Source organism: Reyranella sp. CPCC 100927 (assembly GCF_007859315.1).
Lineage (GTDB): Bacteria > Pseudomonadota > Alphaproteobacteria > Reyranellales > Reyranellaceae > Vineibacter.
In genome coordinates this window covers 1,063,239-1,082,079 of the sequence record NZ_VOHA01000001.1, presented here as the reverse complement: position 1 = coordinate 1,082,079, position 18,841 = coordinate 1,063,239, and the positions used below count along the sequence as shown (strand labels likewise).

Below are 18,841 nucleotides of genomic sequence, written 5' to 3'. Positions count from 1 at the left end.
CAGTATGCGGCAACGCACAGCCGCCGTCCCGCACTTGCGGCACCATCGCACCCGTCTTCGTCCAGGTTGGCACATGGCAAAGCGGTAGCCGCCCGTCGTCTATCCGCACGATCATGCGCCGTTTCCGACGGCAGTTCGGCGTCCGTCGGGCTTGAATGACGCGGGTGTTCCGACCGATGCTCTCGCCGCACGACCCAGCGACATTTGGAGATCGCGTATGCCCACGCTCAAACTTCCCGACGCCGAGATCTACTACGAAGTCCATGGTTCGGGCTTCCCGCTTCTGCTGTTCGCGCCCGGGGGCCTGCGCTCGCAGTTGACGTACTGGCGGCACAGTCCGGCCGATCCCAAGGCGCCGGCGGCGTGGATGGACCCGATGGCGACCCTGTCGGACCGCTTCACGGTGGTCGGCATGGATCAGCGCAATGCCGGCCAGTCGCGCGGCGCGGTGGCGGCCGATCATGGCTGGCACACCTATGCCGCCGATCACTTGGCACTGATGGACCATCTGGGCTTTCGCCAATTTCACATCATGGGCGGCTGCATCGGCGGCAGCTTCTGCCTGAAGCTGTGTGAGGTGGCGCCCGATCGCATCACCGCCGCCGTGCTGCAGAACCCGATCGGCATGCACGAGAATCGCGCAACCTGGGCAGCGGCAGTCGACGGTTTCAGCAAGACCATGCGTGAGCGCGATCCCAGCCTGGGCGAGGATGTGATCCAGAGCTTCGGCCACAACATGTTCGGTGGCGACTTCGTGTTTTCGGTCAGCCGCGATTTCGTGCGCGGCTGCCGCACGCCGCTCTACCTGCAGCCCGGTACCGACACGCCGCATCCGGCAGCAACCAGCGCCGAGATCGAGAGCCTGGCGCCCAATCTCGAGGTGCAGCAGGACTGGCGCGGCCCGACTCACATGGCCGAATCGATCCGCCGCGTCGGCGCCTTCCTCGATCGCCATACGCCGACCCGCTGAGCCAACGGCCCGGTAGGTTTGTCTCTGCCGGGCCGAGCCGGCTTCCCAGTCGTCAGCCTCACGCCGTCCCTGTTGACACGCCGCGCTATATTCACGCAGATATAGCGAGCGGGTTACCGCTTCGTCAGCAGGCCGACCGGGGGGATGACGGCGTGCGCCAAGAGCTAGAACATTGGGTTTCCGCGCGATTGACACGCGCGGCGCGCCGTCTTGTCATGACGCGACTGGGGCGCATTGCCGCCGCGATGATCGCCGCTGTCGCGCTGCTGGGTGTCGCGCCCGCCATCGCCGAGAATGACCGGGTCGTCGTCGTGACCAGCTATCCGGAGGTCATGACCACGCGCTTCGAGCAGGCGTTTGAGCAGGCACATCCCGATATCGACCTGCAGATCGTCTGGAAACGCGCCGGCGATGCGCTGGCAGCGCTGAGCCAGCCCGATCAGGACGGTATCGACGTCTACTGGACACCCGCGGCGGAGAATTTCCTGGCGTTGCGCGCCCAGCAGGCTTTCCGGCCGCTGACGATCGATCGTGCCGTGCTGCCCGGCCGCATCGACCGTCAGGCGCTATCGGATCCGCAAGGCTACTTCGAGGCCTTCGAAGTGGCGGGCTACGGCCTGGCCGTAAATCCCGACGTCATCGCCGCGCGCGGGCTGGCGTTGCCCAAACGCTGGGAAGACCTGGCGGCACCGGCTTACGCCGGCCTGGTCGTGCTGCCCGTGCCCGCGCGCGTGGGGTTCGCGCCGGCGCTGTATGACATCATCCTGCAGGGCGCCGGGTGGGATGCCGGATGGCGCTTGCTGTCGCGCATCGCCGCCAACGGCCGGCTCGACACGGGCCTGGGCATGATCGACGCCGTGGCCACCGGCGACGCCGCCGTCGCCATGGCGATCGACTTTCCCATCCGTGCCGCCATCGCCAAGGGGCGCCGCATGACGCTGGTGTACCCGCAACCGACGGCGTTCCTGCCGGCGCACGTCGCCGTCACGGCACGCGCCCCGCACGCCAAGGCGGCGCAGACCTTTGTTGATTTCCTGTTGTCCGCGCCGGGACAGCGGTTGCTGACGCATCCCGATATCCAGCGCTATCCCGTGCGACCGGATGCCTATGCCGGCGGCCCGCCCACCGCCGTCAATCCCTTCGAACTGCCGCCGGGTACGACGGTCGCTTATGACGGCGATCTCGGCGCCCGTCGCCGCGAGCTGATCTCTGCCCTGTTCGATGCCGCCATCACACGGCCGCACGGAGGCCTGCCGGCGCTCTGGCGCAGCATCGGACAAGCCGAAGACGCGCTCGCCCGCTCGCCCGATGGGCATCGCCAGTCGTTGCTGGATGAAGCGAAGGCATTGGCCGGATTCGTGCCCGTCGCCAGCGCCGAAGCCGTCGATCCTGCCGCTCTCGATCAGGTCCGCCAGGATCGCGCACGCCCTGCGTGGGATCAGCGAATCGATGATGCCCATCAACGGGCGCGCGCTCTGTTGCGACAGATCATCCCTGAAAAATGACGCAACGACGCAGCGGGACCTGGCGTGCCGTCATGGCCGGCGCGGCGTTGGCCGTGGCAATCGACAGCGGTGATGTCGCAGCCCAGGTCGGCCGTGACGCGTTCGCCCGGCCGGTGGCCACGTTATCGGATCGGGAACGTGCCGTCTTTCGCAACGGAGAGAGCCTCTTCCATCAGGCCTGGCTGGTGGCACCCTCGCGTGAACAACCCGACCTCGACGGGCTGGGCCCGCTGCACAATCGGCTGTCCTGTATCGCCTGCCATATCGGCAATGGCCGCGGCGAGCCGCCGCGCGGCGCACCCGATGTGATGCGCTCCATGGTCGTCCGATTGAGCATTCCCGGTCGCAACGAGCATGGTGGCCCGCAACCGCATCCCGCTTACGGCGATCAGCTCAACCCCGACGGCATTCCCGGCGTGCCCGGCGAAGGCAAGGCGATACTGGTGTGGCACGAGTTCGTCGAAATCCTGGCCGACGGCACGCGCGTACCGATGCGCCGTCCCGAGCTACGCTTTCGCGACCTTGCCTACGGACCGCTTGATGATGACGTCCTGACATCCGTGCGCATCGCACCGCCGGTCTTCGGCATGGGTCTGCTGGAAGCGGTACCGGAAGCGGCGATCGTCCGTCTCGCGGCGACACAAAGCAGCGGTGCCGACGGCATTCGCGGCCGCGTCAATCGCGTCTGGGACACTGTGGCAGGCACGCATGTCGTCGGGCGGTTCGGCTGGAAGGCCAACCAGGCCGGCCTGCGCCAGCAGGTGGCGGCAGCCTTTCGCGACGATCTCGGCATCACGTCCAGCATGCGCCCGAACGAGAACTGCGCGGACGCGCAGGCTGCATGCCGCGCCGCGGCGTCGGGTGGACGGCCCGAATTGTCCGACGGCCAACTCGATGCCGTGATGCTCTATCTGCGTTCACTGGCGCCGCCGCAGCGCCGCGGGATCGATCATCCGCGCGTACGCCAGGGCGAGGCACTGTTCGCCACAATCGGCTGCGCGCGCTGTCACGTACCGACCTTGCCCGTCGCCGCAGGCAACGGCGTCGCAGGCGCGACGCAGATCCATCCGTACACCGACCTGCTGCTGCACGACATGGGCGACGGCTTGGCCGACGGGCGCCCCGACTTCGCCGCCGGTCCTCGCGACTGGCGTACGCCGCCGTTGTGGGGCCTGGGGCTGACGGCCATCGTCGGCGACCAGGCATCGTACCTGCATGACGGCCGCGCCCGCACCGTGATCGAGGCGATCCTCTGGCACGGCGGCGAAGCCCAGGCTTCCGCCGACTCCTTCCGCGCGCTGACAGCGATCGAGCGCGACGCGCTCCTGGCGTTTCTCAACACGCTCTAGCAACAACGTCCATCCTCAGGGGGAAATCGGGGCATGCGTTATATACGGATAGCTATAGCGACAGCGCCAGCGGCTGTCACGGCAGGTCTGGCCATGGCGGGCACGGCGTGGGCACAGCAGGATGTCTTCACGCTGGGCACGATCGCGGTGCACGGCGACAAGAACAACGGTATCGGCGCCGGCAGCGTACTGTCGAACGAGGAGATGTGGCGCTTCGACAAGAAGACGCTCGATGACGCCGTGAACATCATTCCCGGCGTCACGGCGTCGAGCACCGGCGGCAGCCGCAACGAACGGCTGATCTACGTGCGCGGTTTCGACCGCTTCCAGGTTCCGCTGTCGATCGACGGAATCCGCATCTACCTGCCGGCCGACAACCGGCTGGACTTCGGTCGCGTCCTGACGCCGGATCTGTCGGAGATCCAGGTTTCCAAGGGCTATGTCTCGGTGCTCGACGGCCCCGGCGGCTTGGGCGGCGCGATCAACCTGGTGACCCGCAAGCCGACAAAGCCCTTCGAGGCGGAACTGCGCACCGGCCTCTCGCTCGGTCCCCAGGGCGGCTACAATGGCTGGAACGGCTACGCCATGGCCGGCACACGACAGGAGCGCTTCTACGCTCAGGTCAGCGGCGCGGTGCTCGACCAGGACCACTGGACCCTGTCCGACAGCTTCCGGTGGCGCGCCAACGAGAACGGCGGCGCACGCGCCAACTCCAAGACCAATGACTGGCGCGTCAACGCCAAGATCGGCTTCACGCCAAACGAGACCGACGAATACTCGCTGAGCTTCACGCGCCAGTCAGGCAGCAAGGAAGCGCCGCTGCACGTCTCCGATCCCGTGGCGCAGCAACGCTACTGGCGCTGGCCTTACTGGGACATCCAGAATATCTATTGGCTGTCGAACACACGGATCGGCGATGCGTCGTACGTCAAGACCCGGCTGTTCTACAACACGTTCAAGAACGGCCTGTATTCCTATGACGACCCGGCAATGTCGCGGCAGACGCTGGCCCGCTCGTTCCGCAGCATCTACGACGACTGGGCCTGGGGCGGCAGCGTCGAGGCGGGCACCGACCTCATTCCCATGAACACGCTAAAGGTTGCGTTCCATTACCGGCGGGACAACCACCGCGAATACCAGCGCCTCTACGCACCGACACCATTCCGCGAACCGTGGCAGACGACGACCGAAGATACGGGCTCAGTGGCGATCGAGAATACGTTCCATGCCACCGACAAATTCGATCTCGTCGCCGGCTTCAGCTATGACTGGCGCCATCTCAGCAAGGCGCAGGACTTCACCGGCAGCGGCGCCACCGGGCAATTCATCAACTACCGGCGCCGCAACAACGATGCTTTCAACTGGCAGACGGCGGCAATCTACCGCTTCAGCAATACGGCGCGGCTCTATGCCAGCGTGTCGTCCCGCACGCGCTTTCCCACGATCTTCGAACGCTTCAGCACGCGTTTCGGCGGCGCCACGTCGAACCCCAACCTGAAGGCCGAACGCGCCATCAACTACGAGGTGGGCGGCGGTGTCGACATCGCGCCGCGCACCCGCCTGACAGGCGCGCTCTTCTACAGCGACGTCAAGGACATGATCCAGTCGGTGCCGATGGTGGTGAACGGCACGGCGGTAACGCAGAGCCGCAACGTCGGCGATGGCAAGTACTATGGTTTCGAGATGGCGCTGATGTCGGACATCACATCGAACTGGCGCGTCGGCGGCAACTACACGCTGCTGAAGCGCGAGATCACCGCGCCAGCCGACCCGCTGCTCAAACCGATCGGCACGCCGACGCATCAGCTTTTCCTGTACACGACCTGGCAACCGATCGAAGGACTGAGCCTCACGCCGAGCATCCAGGTCGCCAGCAGCCGCTGGACGGTCAACACCGCCGGCACCCGCTACTACAAGACCGGGGCCTACGCCGTGGTCAATCTGCAGGCCGAGTACGCCATCAACGCCAATGTACGGACCATCATCGGCATCCGAAACTTCTTCGATCAGAACTATACGCTGGTCGATGGATTTCCCGAGCCTGGCCGCAGCATCTACGGCAGCGTCAGAGTGACATTCTGATCGGGTGGTGATGGTCGGCAGGTCATCTGGTAGATTACCCGGCTTCGCTGGCAACGACCCGAGAACCTGCCGACCTCATGCGCTTTCAGCTGCGACACACCACGACGTACCGCTACGCCAAGCCGGTGGCCTTCGGGCGGCATCGGCTGATGTTGCGACCGCGCGACAGCCACGAAATGCTGCTGCACGATGCGGCGCTGACCATCAGTCCCGCCCCGAGCCAGACGATCTGGCAGTATGACGTGTTCGGCAACAGCATCGCGCTGGTCGACTTCGCCGAGCCTGCCGATGCGCTGGCGATCGAGAGCACCCTCGACGTCGAGCGCTTTCCGCTGATCGCCACGCAGTCGATGGTGTCGGAGCACGCCCGCAACCTGCCGCTCGCCTATTCGGCCGATGAGATCCGTGACCTTGCCGGCCTGCAGGAGCGGCACGTACCCGATCCGGAGCATGCCGTCGATCTGTGGGCCAAGGGCTTTCTCACCGGGAGCGCCGAGGATGCGCCCGGGCTGCCCGAGACCTTGCCGGTGCTCAACGCCATGGCAGCGGCGATCAAGAGCAACTTCACGTACCTGGCGCGCGATGCCTACGGTACCCAGTCGCCGCTGGAAACGCTGAGCGCCAGCAGCGGCACGTGCCGCGATTTCGCCTACCTGATGATGGAGGGCGCCCGCAGCCTCGGCCTCGCGGCGCGTTTCGTCAGCGGCTACATCTACGATCCCGGCCGCGACGAGGCCACCGATGCCCAGGCGGTGACGGGCGGCGGCGCCACCCATGCCTGGACCCAGATCTATCTGCCCGGCGCCGGCTGGATGCACTTCGATCCCACCAATGCGCTCACCTCCGACGGCGAGCTGATACCGGTCGCCATCGTGCGCGACCCGGCGCAGGCCTCGCCGGTATCCGGGTCGTGGGAAGGCGCCGCAAGCGATGCACAGGGACTCGAGGTCGAGGTAACCGTCACGCGCCAGGCTTGACGGCCGCCAGCCGACGAAACTTTTCCGGGGCGCGCAGCGTTGGTTCAGGGACGACAGATGAGGCCGCCATGTCCCTCCCCGAAGAACCACCACCCCGCCCGCAAAAACCGCCCCCCAAGCCGCCCGGCGACCCGCCGAAGCCCAAGATCAAGGATCCGCCGCCCGAGCCCCGTGGCGGCGACAGGCCGGGCGAGACCCCGGTGGAGTTGCCGCCGCGAGACCCGACCCTGCGCAAGGTTGGCCCTGAAGATGAAGACCGGCGATTGCTGCCGGACGAGAAGCGGCCGCGCGGCATTTCGCCCTAGGCGCTCGTTGTCCGGAGCAACACGAGGAATTGCGGTGTTCGCTAAGCAGCGGCTTCGACCTGCCGCCGAGTTCGGGCCTTCAGGCGTGACAGCGATACCGGCGTGATGCCGATATAGGCCGCAAGGTCGCGCTGCGACACGCGGGTCAGCAGCCAGGGGCGTTCGGCGACGGCCTGTGCCAGGCGATCGGGTGGCGTCAGCGTGAGCAGCGTGCGTTCGCGCTCCGTGAGGTTCCGGGTCGTATCGTAGAGCAGCAAACCAATGCACCGTGCCCACAGCGGCTCGGACTTGGTGAGCTGACACACAGGACCGAAATCCAGGCAGTCGACCACTGCGTCTTCGCAGGCAACGCCATCGTAGGCTGCCACCGAGTCACCACCAGCCAGCGCACCGACGCAGGCCGCGATCTGGCCTTCGGCGATGAAGTCGCGCACGCGCTCGACGCCATCTTCGGACACATAGGCAAACTTGATCACACCGGCTCTCACCAGGAACACGCCTGACACCGGTTCGCCCGCGTGAAACAGCGCCTGCCCCTGTGCAACACGCCGGCTTGTGATGGTGCCGCGCAGGCGCTGCGCCTGCGGCAGCGTGCTGCGCACGCGCGCCTCGAAGATGTCGATCAGATCAAGAGCGGGATCGTAGACGGGCTTCATGGGAGACCACCGTCCGGCAAAGTGACCAGCGTTAACAAAGGATAATGTCGCGCCCGACCGACCGCCATAGTCTGCCGCCACGCTCCGCAACAACCCGAGGCTGCAGCCATGCTCACCTGGAAAATCGGCGACGTCACCATCACCAAGCTGGTCGAGTTCGAAGGCGTGCTGCCGACAGGCACGCCGGGCTCGATGCTGCCTGACGGCAACCCGGCGGCGATCCAGGAGATCACCTGGCTGGTGCCGCATTTCGCTACGCCCGACGGCCAGGTCAAGGGCAGTGTGCACGCCCTGCTGGTCCAGACGCCGTCGCAACGCCTGATCGTCGACACCTGCATCGGCAACGACAAGCCGCGTGCCGCACCGATGTTCAATATGCTGCAGACAGGATTCCTGCGCGACCTGGAGGCCGTCGGCTGGCGGCGCGACAGCGTCGATGCCGTGCTGTGCACGCACCTGCATGTCGATCACGTCGGCTGGAACACGGTGCTGGAGGGTGGTCGCTGGGTCCCGACCTTTCCCCGCGCACGCTACTACATGGGCCGCCGCGAATTCGAGCACGCAACCGCGGAAGCCGCGGCCGAGGGAGATCGCGGTCACGGCGGCGCCATCCTGGCCGACTCCGTGCAACCGATCGTCGATGCCGGGCTGGCAACCTTGGTCGACATGGATGCACAGATCGCGCCGGAGATACGGCTGATGCCGACACCCGGCCACACGCCGGGCCATGTCAGTGTTGTGATCGAATCGCAAGGCGCACGGGCCGTGATCACGGGTGATCTGATGCACCACCCCTGTCAGCTTGCCCGGCCGCACTGGTCGTCGGGCTTCGACACCGACCAGGATGCCTCGCGCCGGACACGTCAGGCCTTCCTGGCGCAGTTCGCCGACACGCCGACGCTGGTGATCGGCACGCACTTCGCCGGACCGACCGCCGGCCGTATCGTGCGTGATGGTGAGGCGTATCGGCTGGCCGTGTAGGCCCGCGGACCTAAAGCGCCGACGCGTGCTCGATTTCCTTCGTGGCAGGATCGGGAGCGCCGTCGCGTTCCTTTTCCTTCCGGGCCTTGACCAGCTTGCGCAGGATCATGGAGCGCTTGAGGGCTGAAATCTTATCGATGAACAACACACCGTCGAGATGGTCGATCTCGTGCTGCACGCAGGTGGCGAGCAGCCCGTCACAGGCCAGTTCCTGCTGCTCATTGTCGCGGTCGAGATAGCGGACGGTGACGCGCGCCGGCCGGACGACGTCGGCGTAGTGCTCCGGCACCGAGAGGCAACCCTCGTTGTAGGTCGCGTCATCGTCGGACACGTCGATGATCTCAGGGTTGGCCATGAACAGCGGCCCGACGATGGTATCCTCGCGCTCGATCTCGAGCACGATCACGCGCTTGAGCACGCCGACCTGTGGCGCCGCAAGGCCGATGCCCGGGGCGTCCTTCATCGTCTCCAGCATGTCGTCCATCAGCTGGCGGATCTCGGCGTCGACCGCCTTGACCGGCTGGGACTTCTTTTTCAGGCGCGGATCGGGCGCCGTCAGGATCGGCAACAGGGCCATCGGAACCATTCGTCAGCAAATTCCGCCACTTAGGTATGGCGCCCGGTACCCGTCGTCAAGGCGACCCAATATCCCTTCCGCGCATGCGGGAAAGGCAGCAAAAAAGCCTGGAATGGACCGTTTCGCCGCCTGTCGGTGGGATACCTGGCCTTATTTCCGCTTCACCATGGTGCCAACACCGGACTCGGTGAAGAGCTCCAGCAGCAGGCTGTGCGGGACCCGCCCGTCCATGATCACGGCGGCTTCGACCCCGGCGTTCACCGCATCGATGCAGTTTTCGATCTTGGGGATCATGCCGCCGGAGATCGTCCCGTCGGCAATCAGCGCCCGGGCTCGCTCGACATTCATTTCCCGGATCAGCTGCTTGTCCTTGTCGAGCACGCCGGGCACGTCGGTCAGGAAGTAGAGCCGCTTGGCTCGCATGGCGCCGGCGATGGCGCCGGCGGAAGTGTCGGCGTTGATGTTGTAGGTCAGCTCGTCGTCGAGCCCGAAGCCGATCGGCGCCACCACCGGGATCACGTTGGCGGCGGCAAGCTGCTCCAGCACCATGACGTTGATGCGTGCCGGCTCGCCGACCTGTTGCAGGTCGACCTGGAGCAGCTCGCCGGTGCGCGGGTCGCGCATTTCGCTGACCTTGCGCGCCAGGATCAGGTTGCCGTCCTTGCCGCAGATGCCGACGGCGGTACCGCCGCATTCGTTGATGTCGGCCACGATCGCCTTGTTGATGGAGCCCGCCAGCACCATCTCGACGATCTCCATGGTGGCGGCGTCGGTCACGCGCAGGCCATGCACGAAGCTGCTCTTGATGCCGACCCGCTCCAGCATGCGGTTGATCTGCGGCCCGCCGCCATGGACCACGATCGGGTTCATGCCGACCTGCTTCATCAGCACGATATCGCGCGCGAAGATGTCGCCCAGATGCGGGTCGGTCATGGCGTGGCCGCCGTACTTCACGACGATGTTGGCGTCGGTGAGACGTCGCATGTAGGGCAGGGCCTGCGAGATGGTCTCGGCCATGCGGATCAACCGCTTCTGCTCCCTGCTCTCCGGCTGCATCGGTTCGGCCATCGCCGCCCCCGTCCTCGCTGATCGGAAAAAGCCCTCGACCCGGGCGGGCGAGGGCGTCACCGGCCGGACCATAACCAAGCCGGACCGCCACGCCAAGCGGCGTGACGCGGATTGGGCGCAGATGACGGATAGCGCCGCTGCAGCGGGCGCGCGATGGTGTCGCCCACCACCGTCACGATGCTGTCATGCCCACACGAAACACCCCCCTCCCCGACCGCCTTGCCGCTCTCGACTGGACAGCCATCGGCGGCACGCTTGATGCCCAAGGTGTCGCCACGACCGGGGTCGTGCTGAGCCCGGCCGAATGCCGCCAATTGGCGGCGCTGTACGAACAGGGACCCGGCTTCCGCAGCCGAGTCGTCATGCAGCGCCACGGTTTCGGCCAGGGCGAGTACCGCTACTTCGACCGGCCGCTGCCCGAGACCGTCCAGCACCTGCGCGAGCACGCCTATCCACCCCTGGCCCGGGTCGCCAACCGGTGGCAGGAGGCCCTGGGGATCGAGCAGCGGTTTCCGTCGACCCTCGCGGCATGGCTGCGGGTCTGCCATGACGGCGGGCAGGCCAAACCGACGCCGCTGCTGCTGAAGTACGGCGCGGGTGACTACAACTGCCTGCATCGCGACCTTTACGGCGACCTGGTGTTTCCGCTGCAGTTCACGGTCCTGCTGAGCGATCCCGATCAGGATTTCACCGGCGGCGAGTTCGTGCTGACCGAACAGCGTCCGCGCATGCAGTCGCGCGCCCACGTGGTGAATTTGTGCCAGGGCGAAGCGGTGATCTTCGCCGTGAATGAGCGTCCCGTACGCGGCTCCCGCGGCTGGTACCGCACCGCCATGCGCCATGGCGTCAGCACGATCCGCAGCGGCCAGCGCCTGACCCTGGGCGTGATCTTCCACGACGCGGCGTGACATCTTCCCTTCCCCGCTTGCGGGGAAGGTGGCCGAAGGCCGGATGGGGAGCCGACGTGGTCTTGGTCGCGAAATCTCGTTGGGTCCCCTCCGCCCCTTCGGGGCACCTCCCCACTCACATGGGGAGGAAAGAGTCGCCTTGCGCACCGTCATCAAGCCCACTATGTGTCCGCCTGCGTCCCTGGTTGTCCGGTGACGCCCCGACCGTGTGACTGGCGAGTTCCGTGCGATGCGCACGGCAAGGTGGCGTTTACCACCGGGGAGCACGGAGATCGGGCATAGCCGCTCGCCTGGGCATGTTTCCGACCGACGCCTGTGCGTCAGGAGGCTGCCCATGGACCATCACCGCCACCTGCTTGCCACCCACGATCCCGAGATCGCCGCGGCCATTGCCGGCGAGGAACAGCGCCAGCGCGACGGCGTCGAGCTGATCCCGTCGGAGAACTACACCTATCCCGAGGTGCTGGCGGCACTGGGCACCGTGCTGACCAACAAGTACTCGGAAGGCTATCCTGGCCGCCGCTATTACGGCGGCCAGCAGTACACCGACCGGATCGAGAACCTTGCCCGCGATCGGGCGCGGTCACTGTTTCGCGCCGAGCACGCCAACGTGCAGCCGCTCAGCGGTTCGGCGATGAACCAGGCTGCCTATCTCGCCTGCCTGCAACCCGGCGATACCGTGCTCGCCATGGACCTGTCGCATGGTGGCCACCTGACCCACGGCGCGCCGGTGTCGCACATGGGCCGGCTGTTCAACTTCGTGCGCTACAAGACCCAGCACAACCAGCAGGGTGCGATCGACTACGACGGGCTGATGGCCGTGGCACAGGAGGTGCGGCCGAAGATGGTGCTGTGCGGCTTCAGCTCCTACCCGCGCGAACTGAACTATGCCGCCTTCCGCCGTATCGCCTCTTCCGTCGGTGCCCTGGCGATGGCCGACATCGCCCATATCGGCGGCCTGGTCGCCGCCGGCGTACTGCGCAATCCGCTCGACGACGGCTTCGACATTGTCACCACGACGGTGCACAAGTCGCTGCGCGGCCCGCGTGCCGGCCTGATCCTGTGCCGTGCCGCGCATGCCAAGGCGATCGACGCCTCGGTATTCCCCGGCCTGCAGGGCGGCCCGCACATGCACACCATCGCCGCTACCGCGGTGGCGTTGCGCAAGGCGGCCGAGCCGGCATTCCGCGACTATGCGCGCCAGACTTTGGCCAACGCCCAGGCCCTCGCAGCGGCGCTGCTGTCGGAGGGTATCGGCCTGGTGACCGGCGGCACCGACAACCACCTGCTGGTGCTCAACACCATCGACAGCTTCGGCCTCGACGGCAGCCGTGCCGAAGCGGTGCTCGATCACATCGGTATCACCGCCAACAAGCAGGTGGTGCCGGACGACCCGCACCCGCCGCTACGCCCCAGCGGCCTGCGCATCGGCACGCCTGCTGCCACGACGCGCGGCATGCGCGAGCCCGACATGCACGCCATCGCCGGCTGGATGGTCCAGGCGTTGCGGCATCCGGACGACAAGGCGCTGCAGGCGCGCCTGGCAGACGAGGTTCAGACGTTCTGCCGGCGATTCCCACTGCCGGGCGTGGCCGCGTAACGGCCTGGGACTCACACCAACGACGCCAGCTCCGCGCGCAGCTCGGCGATACCGGCACCGGTCTCGCTGCTGCTGGCGATCACCTGGGGATGGGCGGCGGCATGCTTGGCCGCCGCTGCAGTCGCATCCTTGATCGCCTGTGCGATAGCCGACGGCTTCAGCAGATCGGCCTTGGTCAGCACCAGCTGATAGACCACGGCCGCCTTGTCGAGGTTGGTCATGGTCTCGCGGTCAGAGTCCTTGACGCCGTGGCGGGCGTCGATCAACAGGCAGATGCGCTTGAGCGTCGGCCGGCCGCGCAGGTAGGCCGTCGCGAGGTCCTGCCAGCTCTGCTTGAGGCTCTTGGAGACCTGGGCAAAACCGTATCCCGGCAGGTCTACCAGCGTGAGCCGGCCGCCGAGATCGAAGAAGTTGAGCTGCCGCGTGTGGCCGGGCTTGGACGACACGCGGGCCAGGGTCGAGCGGCCGGTGAGCGCGTTGACCAGGCTCGACTTTCCGACGTTGGAGCGACCGGCAAAGGCGATCTCGGGCGTGCTGAACGGCGGCAGCGAGTCGACGGACGCAGCGCCGGCAACAAAATCGCACGGCGCTGCGAACAGGCGGCGGCCGGCTTCGATCTGCTCCGGGTCGTAAGGGCTGTCCGCGCTCATGCTCTGGCCTGGACGAAATACCGGTCGAGCATCCGCTCGTAGACGCGGGTGAGCGCCTGCAGGTCGGCGACGGTGCTCTTCTCGTCGACCTTGTGCATGGTCTCGCCCACCAGGCCGAACTCGACCACCGGACAGGCGGCACGGATGAAACGCGCATCCGACGTACCGCCGGTGGTGGACAATTCCGGATCAACGCCGGTGATGTCGCGCACGGCGCCGGCGATCAGATCCGACAGCTCGCCCGGCGGCGTATAGAACGACTCACCCGAAACCTGTGCCTGAAGCTCGTAGAGGCCGTTGCCGCCGACCTGCTCGTTGGCGCGGTCGAGGCGCTCGCGCAGGTGGGCCAGCAGCGTCTGCGATGTCCACAGATCGTTGAAGCGCACGTTGAAGCGCGCCTTGGCAACGCCGGGCACGACGTTGGTCGCCGGGTTGCCGACATCGACCGTCGTGACCTGCAGCGAGCTCGGCTGAAAGTGCGTGCTGCCGCCATCCAGCGGCGTGCCAATCAATGCCTCGATCAAGCGGGCGAGGCGATGGATGGGATTGTCGACCCGATCGGGATAGGCGACATGGCCCTGGATGCCGCGCACCGTGAGCTCGACGTTGACGCTGCCGCGGCGGCCGATCTTCATCATGTCGCCGAACCGTTTCGACGAGGTCGGCTCGCCCACCACGCACAGATCGACGGTCTCACCGCGCTCGGCGAGCCGGCGCAGCATCTTGACCGTGCCGTTGACAGCGGGCCCCTCTTCATCACCGGTGATCAGGAGGCTGATCGAGCCGCCGAATGACGGCCCGCGCCGGCGCAGGAACGACGCCGCGGCGCAGGCGAAAGCCGCGATGGCGCCTTTCATGTCGACGGCGCCACGGCCGAAAACATAGCCGTCCGACAGCTCGGCCGCGAACGGCCCGATCGTCCACGACGACAGGTCGCCGGCCGGCACCACATCGCTGTGGCCGGCAAAGCAGAAGTGCTTTCCGCCGGTACCGACGCGGGCATAGAGGTTGGCAATGTCGGGCGTGCCGGGCTCGCTGAAGTCCATGCGCTCGCAGCCGAAGCCCCGCGACGACAGGCGATCCTCAAGCAGCGCCAGCGCGCCGCCCTCATCCGGCGTCACGCTGGGGCAGCGCACCAGCGCCCGCGTCAGTTCGACGACGTCGGGCGCGCTGTTGCTGAGGGCATCGGGCATGGCGGTGTCATCTACCTCCGTGAGCCCCTCTCCGCCCACGCAGTGGGGGGAGAGGGAGGGCCCCATGCGAAGCATGGGAGGGTGAGGTGGGTGGTGCAACAGGCGAGGTGCTTACAGCGAGCATCACGCCCGGCCCCAACACCCACCTCACCCACCCACGCCTGCGGCGCGGGTCCCCCCTCTCCCCCCACTGCGTGGGCGGAGAGGGATCTAATCGCGCAGCAGCTCGTTGATCGACGTCTTCGAGCGGGTGCGCTCGTCGACCGTCTTCACGATCACCGCGCAGTAGGTCGATGGCCGGTTGGGACCGCCCGGCAGGTTGCCCGGCACGACCACCGAGTAGGCCGGTACCCGGCCGACATGGATCTGGCCGCTGGCGCGATCGACGATCTTGGTGGTGGCGCTGATGAAGACACCCATCGCCAGCACGGCCCCGGTTTCGACGATCACACCCTCGACGACCTCGGAGCGGGCACCGATGAAGCAGTTGTCCTCGATGATCACCGGGTTGGCCTGCAACGGCTCGAGCACGCCGCCGATGCCGACGCCGCCCGACAGGTGGCAGTCCTTGCCGATCTGGGCGCACGAGCCGACGGTCGCCCAGGTGTCGACCATGGTGCCCGATCCGACATAGGCGCCGAGATTGACGAAGCTGGGCATCAACACGACGTTGGGTGCCACGTAGGAGCCGCGGCGCACGATGGCGCCCGGCACGGCGCGGAAGCCGGCCTTGGTGAAGCGCGCGGCGTCCCAGCCGGCGGTCTTCAGCGGCACCTTGTCGTACCAGGGTGCCCCGCCGATGCCGGGAAACACCGCACCACCCTCCATCGGCACGCTGTCGTAGAGCCGGAACGACAGCAGCACCGCCTTCTTCAGCCACTGGTTCACCACCCATTCGCCGCCGACCTTTTCGGCGGTGCGGAACGTGCCGTCGTCGAGCCCGGCGATCGCCGCCTCGACGGCGTCGCGCACGGCGCCCTTGGTCTTGCTGTTGACGCTGTCGCGGTTGTCCCAGGCGGTTTCGACAGCTTGCCTCAGTTCGGCGGCACTCATGACTTCTCCCTTTCGACGACGGCGGACCATAGCGGGCGCGGCCGATCCGTCAACAGCCACCCCAGGAAACGACGAAGGCCGCCCGGAAAGGGCGGCCTTCGCGAAGGATGCGTCACGCGTGGGCGACGCTCAATGCGCGTTGGCCCAGACCTTGCGTTTTACCGCGTACATCATGCCGGCGAAGATCAGCAGGAACAGGATCACGCGCACACCGGTGCGCTTGCGTTCCTCCATCTTCGGTTCGGCCGCCCAGGCCAGGAACGTCACCACGTCGCGTGACATGGACGCCAGATCGTTCTTGGCGCCGTCGACGTAGGTGATCTGGCCATCGTTCAGCGGCTTGGCCATGCCGATCTTGTAGCCCTGCTCGCCGGGGTGGAAGTACTTGTTGAAGCTCTTGCCGTCCTCGAGCTTGTAGTCCTTGGCTAGGCCGAGCGCCGCCTTCTCCGGGGCTGGGAGTTTGTCGACGTCCTCGACGTAGCCCTGCAGCAGCGAGAAGACGTAACGCGCGCCGTTGGGCCGAGCCTTGATGATCAGGCTCAGATCGGGCGGCGCCGCGCCGCCATTGGCGGCCGCGGCCGCTGCCTCGTTGGGGAACGGCTTCTTGAAGCGGTCGGATGGCTTGCCCGGCCGCTCGATGGTCTCGCCCTTGTCGTTGACGTCGTTGACCTGCACGTCGGCGGCGATGCCCTTCACCGCCGCCTCGCTGAGGCCGAGGTCCATCAGGTTGCGATAGGAAACCAGCGACAGCGAATGGCAGGCTGAGCAGACTTCCTTGTAGATCTGGAAGCCGCGCTGGGCGGCGCCGCGATCGTAAGTGCCGAACGGCCCCTCGAAGGAGAAGGTCGCCGGCAGCAGCGCCGGACCATGGCCGCCTTCAGCCATTGCCGGCGCCGCCGAGGCCGTGAGCAGCGGCAGGATAAGAGCGCCGGTGGCGAACAACTTGCGCATCGTGCGATCCCCCTTACCTGGCCACAGCCGGCTTGAGCACTGAGTCGGCGATGCTGGCAGGCAAAGGCAGCGGCCGTTCGATCTTGCCGAGGATCGGCAACAGGATCAGGAAGTGGAAGAAGTAGTAGGCAGTCGCCAACCGGCCGATCCACAGCAGCGGGATGTGCATGCCGCCGACCTTCAACTCGGCGTCCGCCGCGTTGCCGCCGACCCAGCCCAGGATCAGGCAGACGATCAGGAACAGCCAGAAGAACCACTTGAAGGTCGGACGGAACCGTGCCGAGCGCACCTTGGCTGTATCGAGCCAGGGCAACAGGAACAGCACGCCGATCGAGCCGAACATCGCAATCACGCCGCCCAGCTTGTCGGGAATGCTGCGCAGGATGGCGTAGAACGGCAGGAAGTACCATTCCGGCACGATGTGCGCCGGTGTCTGCAACGGGTTGGCCGGGATGTAGTTGTCGGCCTCGCCGAAGAAGTCGGGGGAGAAGAAGACGAACGCCGCGTAGATCGTGATGAAGATCACGACCGCGAAGCCGTCCTTGGTGACGTAGTACGGGCTGAACGGCAGCGTGTCCTGCGGACCCTTGGGGTCGATGCCGATCGGGTTGTTGGACCCGGCGACATGCATGGCCGCGATGTGCAGCACCACGACGCCGACGATGACGAACGGCAGCAGGTAGTGCAGCGAGAAGAAGCGGTTCAGCGTCGGGTTGTCGACCGAGAAACCGCCCCACAGGAAGGTCACGATATCGTTGCCGATGACGGGGATGGCCGAGAACAGGTTGGTGATGACAGTGGCGCCCCAGAAGCTCATCTGGCCCCACGGCAGCACGTAGCCCATGAAGGCCGTGGCCATCATCAGCAGCAGAATGACGACACCCAGGATCCACAACAGCTCGCGTGGGTTCTTGTACGAGCCGTAGTACATGCCGCGGAAGATGTGGATGAAGACGGCGATGAAGAAGAACGACGCGCCGTTCATGTGCATGTAGCGGATCAGCCAGCCCTGCGGCACGTCGCGCATGATGCGTTCGACCGAATTGAAGGCGTGGTCCACGTGCGGCGTGTAGTTCATCGCCAACACGATGCCGGTGGCGATCATGGTGATCAGCATCACCATGGCGATGCCGCCGAAGCTCCACCAGTAGTTAAAATTCCGCGGCGTGGGAAACACGCCGTACTCGTGGTGCATGAACGTGAAGATCGGCAGCCGCTTGTCGATCCACTTGATGACCGTGTTGTTGAAGGCCGGCGGTACGCCTTGCGTCGAGGCCATGTCCAGTTCCCCTCCGGCCCGCTCAGCCGATCTTGACGGTGGTGTCGGTTGCAAACGTATACGACGGCAGCTCAAGGTTCTTGGGTGCCGGTCCCTTCCGGATACGTCCCGACGTGTCGTAGTGCGAACCGTGGCACGGGCAGAACCAGCCGTTGTAGTCGCCGCGCGGCTCGCCTTGCGCCGTGCCGAGCGGAATGCAACCCAGATGCGTGCAAACGCCGATCAGAATCAGCCACTCGTCCTTGCCCTTCTGCACGCGCGTGGCGTCGTCCTGCGGATCGGGCAGCGTGTGCCAGTCGACGTCGCGGGCCGCCTTGATCTCCTCCGGCGTGCGGCGACGGACGAAGACCGGCTTGCCGCGCCAGCTCACCTTGATCGCCTGGCCGACCTGGATGCCGTTGAGCGACAGCTCGACTGAGGCGAGCGCCAGCACATCGGCGGCGGGGTTCATATTGTTGAGAAACGGCCATGCCGTTGCGGCAACCCCCACCGCACCGGTGGCGCCGGCCGCAACGAACAAGAAATCACGCCGGGTCACACCGTCGCCGTGACCGGCGCCGCCTGGCATCGTCGCCGATTTGCTGGAAGTTGCCATCAGAACTTGTCCCCAATCGCGGACGGGCGGACCGCCCGGAAAAAGCGGCCGTAATGAAGCGGAAAGCCCCTCTCGGTTCAAGGGTTTGTTACCCGCACCCGAGTGACGTTTCGCAGCGCACATGCGGCAGGATGACGCACGA

The 18,841-nt window shown here is 66.4% G+C and carries 18 protein-coding genes and 1 riboswitch; of the genes, 9 read left to right on the top strand and 9 right to left on the bottom strand.

What is annotated here, in order from left to right; all coding sequences use genetic code 11:
- Positions 1 to 217: 217 nt before the first annotated feature.
- The 6 genes from FQU96_RS04905 (at position 218) to FQU96_RS42100 (ending at position 7,188) form a co-directional block, all read left to right on the top strand.
- Positions 218 to 970 carry an alpha/beta fold hydrolase gene (locus FQU96_RS04905; RefSeq protein WP_146539689.1) on the top strand — a complete coding sequence of 251 codons (753 nt, stop codon included), beginning with the start codon at positions 218 to 220 and terminating at the stop codon, positions 968 to 970.
- A 215-nt stretch (positions 971 to 1,185) separates the two neighbouring features.
- The gene (locus tag FQU96_RS04900; protein WP_146539688.1) at positions 1,186 to 2,475 is read left to right on the top strand and encodes an ABC transporter substrate-binding protein; all 1,290 of its coding nucleotides are present in this window, start codon (positions 1,186 to 1,188) and stop codon (positions 2,473 to 2,475) included.
- Entirely contained in the window at positions 2,472 to 3,824 is a 1,353-nt protein-coding gene (locus tag FQU96_RS04895; protein WP_255467849.1) for a di-heme oxidoredictase family protein, read from the top strand. The genes FQU96_RS04900 and FQU96_RS04895 overlap by 4 nt, the downstream gene beginning before the upstream one ends.
- A gap of 93 nt (positions 3,825 to 3,917) precedes the next feature.
- On the top strand, positions 3,918 to 5,906 hold the full coding sequence (locus tag FQU96_RS04890; protein ID WP_146539687.1) for a TonB-dependent siderophore receptor: 1,989 nt from the start codon (positions 3,918 to 3,920) through the stop codon (positions 5,904 to 5,906).
- Positions 5,907 to 5,983: 77 nt separating this feature from the next.
- The gene (locus FQU96_RS04885; protein WP_146539686.1) at positions 5,984 to 6,883 is read left to right on the top strand and encodes a transglutaminase family protein; all 900 of its coding nucleotides are present in this window, start codon (positions 5,984 to 5,986) and stop codon (positions 6,881 to 6,883) included.
- 68 nt (positions 6,884 to 6,951) lie between these two features.
- Positions 6,952 to 7,188 (top strand): hypothetical protein, encoded by a 237-nt coding sequence (locus FQU96_RS42100; protein ID WP_178130312.1) that lies wholly within the window; start codon positions 6,952 to 6,954, stop codon positions 7,186 to 7,188.
- A 41-nt stretch (positions 7,189 to 7,229) separates the two neighbouring features.
- On the opposite strand, the gene FQU96_RS04875 is transcribed toward FQU96_RS42100, so the two are convergent.
- Positions 7,230 to 7,844 carry a Crp/Fnr family transcriptional regulator gene (locus FQU96_RS04875; protein ID WP_146539685.1) on the bottom strand — a complete coding sequence of 205 codons (615 nt, stop codon included), beginning with the start codon at positions 7,842 to 7,844 and terminating at the stop codon, positions 7,230 to 7,232.
- A 108-nt stretch (positions 7,845 to 7,952) separates the two neighbouring features.
- Here FQU96_RS04875 and FQU96_RS04870 point away from each other — a divergent pair, with 108 nt between their 5' ends.
- On the top strand, positions 7,953 to 8,825 hold the full coding sequence (locus FQU96_RS04870; protein ID WP_146539684.1) for an MBL fold metallo-hydrolase: 873 nt from the start codon (positions 7,953 to 7,955) through the stop codon (positions 8,823 to 8,825).
- 10 nt (positions 8,826 to 8,835) lie between these two features.
- Here FQU96_RS04870 and def read toward each other — a convergent pair whose 3' ends face one another.
- Together def and argB are read right to left on the bottom strand one after the other, a co-directional pair.
- Positions 8,836 to 9,402, bottom strand: a complete 567-nt coding sequence (gene def, locus FQU96_RS04865; RefSeq protein WP_146539683.1) for a peptide deformylase — start codon at positions 9,400 to 9,402, stop codon at positions 8,836 to 8,838.
- 150 nt (positions 9,403 to 9,552) lie between these two features.
- Positions 9,553 to 10,458 carry an acetylglutamate kinase gene (argB, locus tag FQU96_RS04860; RefSeq protein ID WP_146539977.1) on the bottom strand — a complete coding sequence of 302 codons (906 nt, stop codon included), beginning with the start codon at positions 10,456 to 10,458 and terminating at the stop codon, positions 9,553 to 9,555.
- 197 nt (positions 10,459 to 10,655) lie between these two features.
- Here argB and FQU96_RS04855 point away from each other — a divergent pair, with 197 nt between their 5' ends.
- Together FQU96_RS04855 and glyA are read left to right on the top strand one after the other, a co-directional pair.
- Positions 10,656 to 11,378, top strand: a complete 723-nt coding sequence (locus tag FQU96_RS04855) for a 2OG-Fe(II) oxygenase (protein WP_146539682.1) — start codon at positions 10,656 to 10,658, stop codon at positions 11,376 to 11,378.
- 198 nt (positions 11,379 to 11,576) lie between these two features.
- Positions 11,577 to 11,681: riboswitch (ZMP/ZTP riboswitch) on the top strand.
- Positions 11,682 to 11,712: 31 nt separating this feature from the next.
- The gene (glyA, locus tag FQU96_RS04850) at positions 11,713 to 12,978 is read left to right on the top strand and encodes a serine hydroxymethyltransferase (protein WP_146539681.1); all 1,266 of its coding nucleotides are present in this window, start codon (positions 11,713 to 11,715) and stop codon (positions 12,976 to 12,978) included.
- Positions 12,979 to 12,989: 11 nt separating this feature from the next.
- Here glyA and yihA read toward each other — a convergent pair whose 3' ends face one another.
- The 6 genes from yihA to petA form a co-directional block, all read right to left on the bottom strand.
- The gene (gene yihA, locus FQU96_RS04845) at positions 12,990 to 13,628 is read right to left on the bottom strand and encodes a ribosome biogenesis GTP-binding protein YihA/YsxC (protein WP_146539680.1); all 639 of its coding nucleotides are present in this window, start codon (positions 13,626 to 13,628) and stop codon (positions 12,990 to 12,992) included.
- Positions 13,625 to 14,821: a succinyl-diaminopimelate desuccinylase gene (gene dapE, locus FQU96_RS04840; protein WP_146539679.1), complete on the bottom strand. Its 1,197-nt coding sequence runs from the start codon at positions 14,819 to 14,821 to the stop codon at positions 13,625 to 13,627. Before dapE ends, yihA begins: the two co-directional genes overlap by 4 nt.
- A 210-nt stretch (positions 14,822 to 15,031) precedes the next feature.
- Positions 15,032 to 15,874, bottom strand: a complete 843-nt coding sequence (gene dapD, locus FQU96_RS04835) for a 2,3,4,5-tetrahydropyridine-2,6-dicarboxylate N-succinyltransferase (protein ID WP_146539678.1) — start codon at positions 15,872 to 15,874, stop codon at positions 15,032 to 15,034.
- Between the two features lie 129 nt (positions 15,875 to 16,003).
- Positions 16,004 to 16,825 carry a cytochrome c1 gene (locus tag FQU96_RS04830; protein WP_146539677.1) on the bottom strand — a complete coding sequence of 274 codons (822 nt, stop codon included), beginning with the start codon at positions 16,823 to 16,825 and terminating at the stop codon, positions 16,004 to 16,006.
- Between the two features lie 13 nt (positions 16,826 to 16,838).
- Complete coding sequence (locus FQU96_RS04825) at positions 16,839 to 18,104, bottom strand: cytochrome b N-terminal domain-containing protein (RefSeq protein WP_146539676.1); 1,266 nt, start codon at positions 18,102 to 18,104, stop codon at positions 16,839 to 16,841.
- A 22-nt stretch (positions 18,105 to 18,126) separates the two neighbouring features.
- Positions 18,127 to 18,699 carry a ubiquinol-cytochrome c reductase iron-sulfur subunit gene (gene petA, locus FQU96_RS04820; protein WP_146539675.1) on the bottom strand — a complete coding sequence of 191 codons (573 nt, stop codon included), beginning with the start codon at positions 18,697 to 18,699 and terminating at the stop codon, positions 18,127 to 18,129.
- Positions 18,700 to 18,841 lie beyond the last annotated feature (142 nt).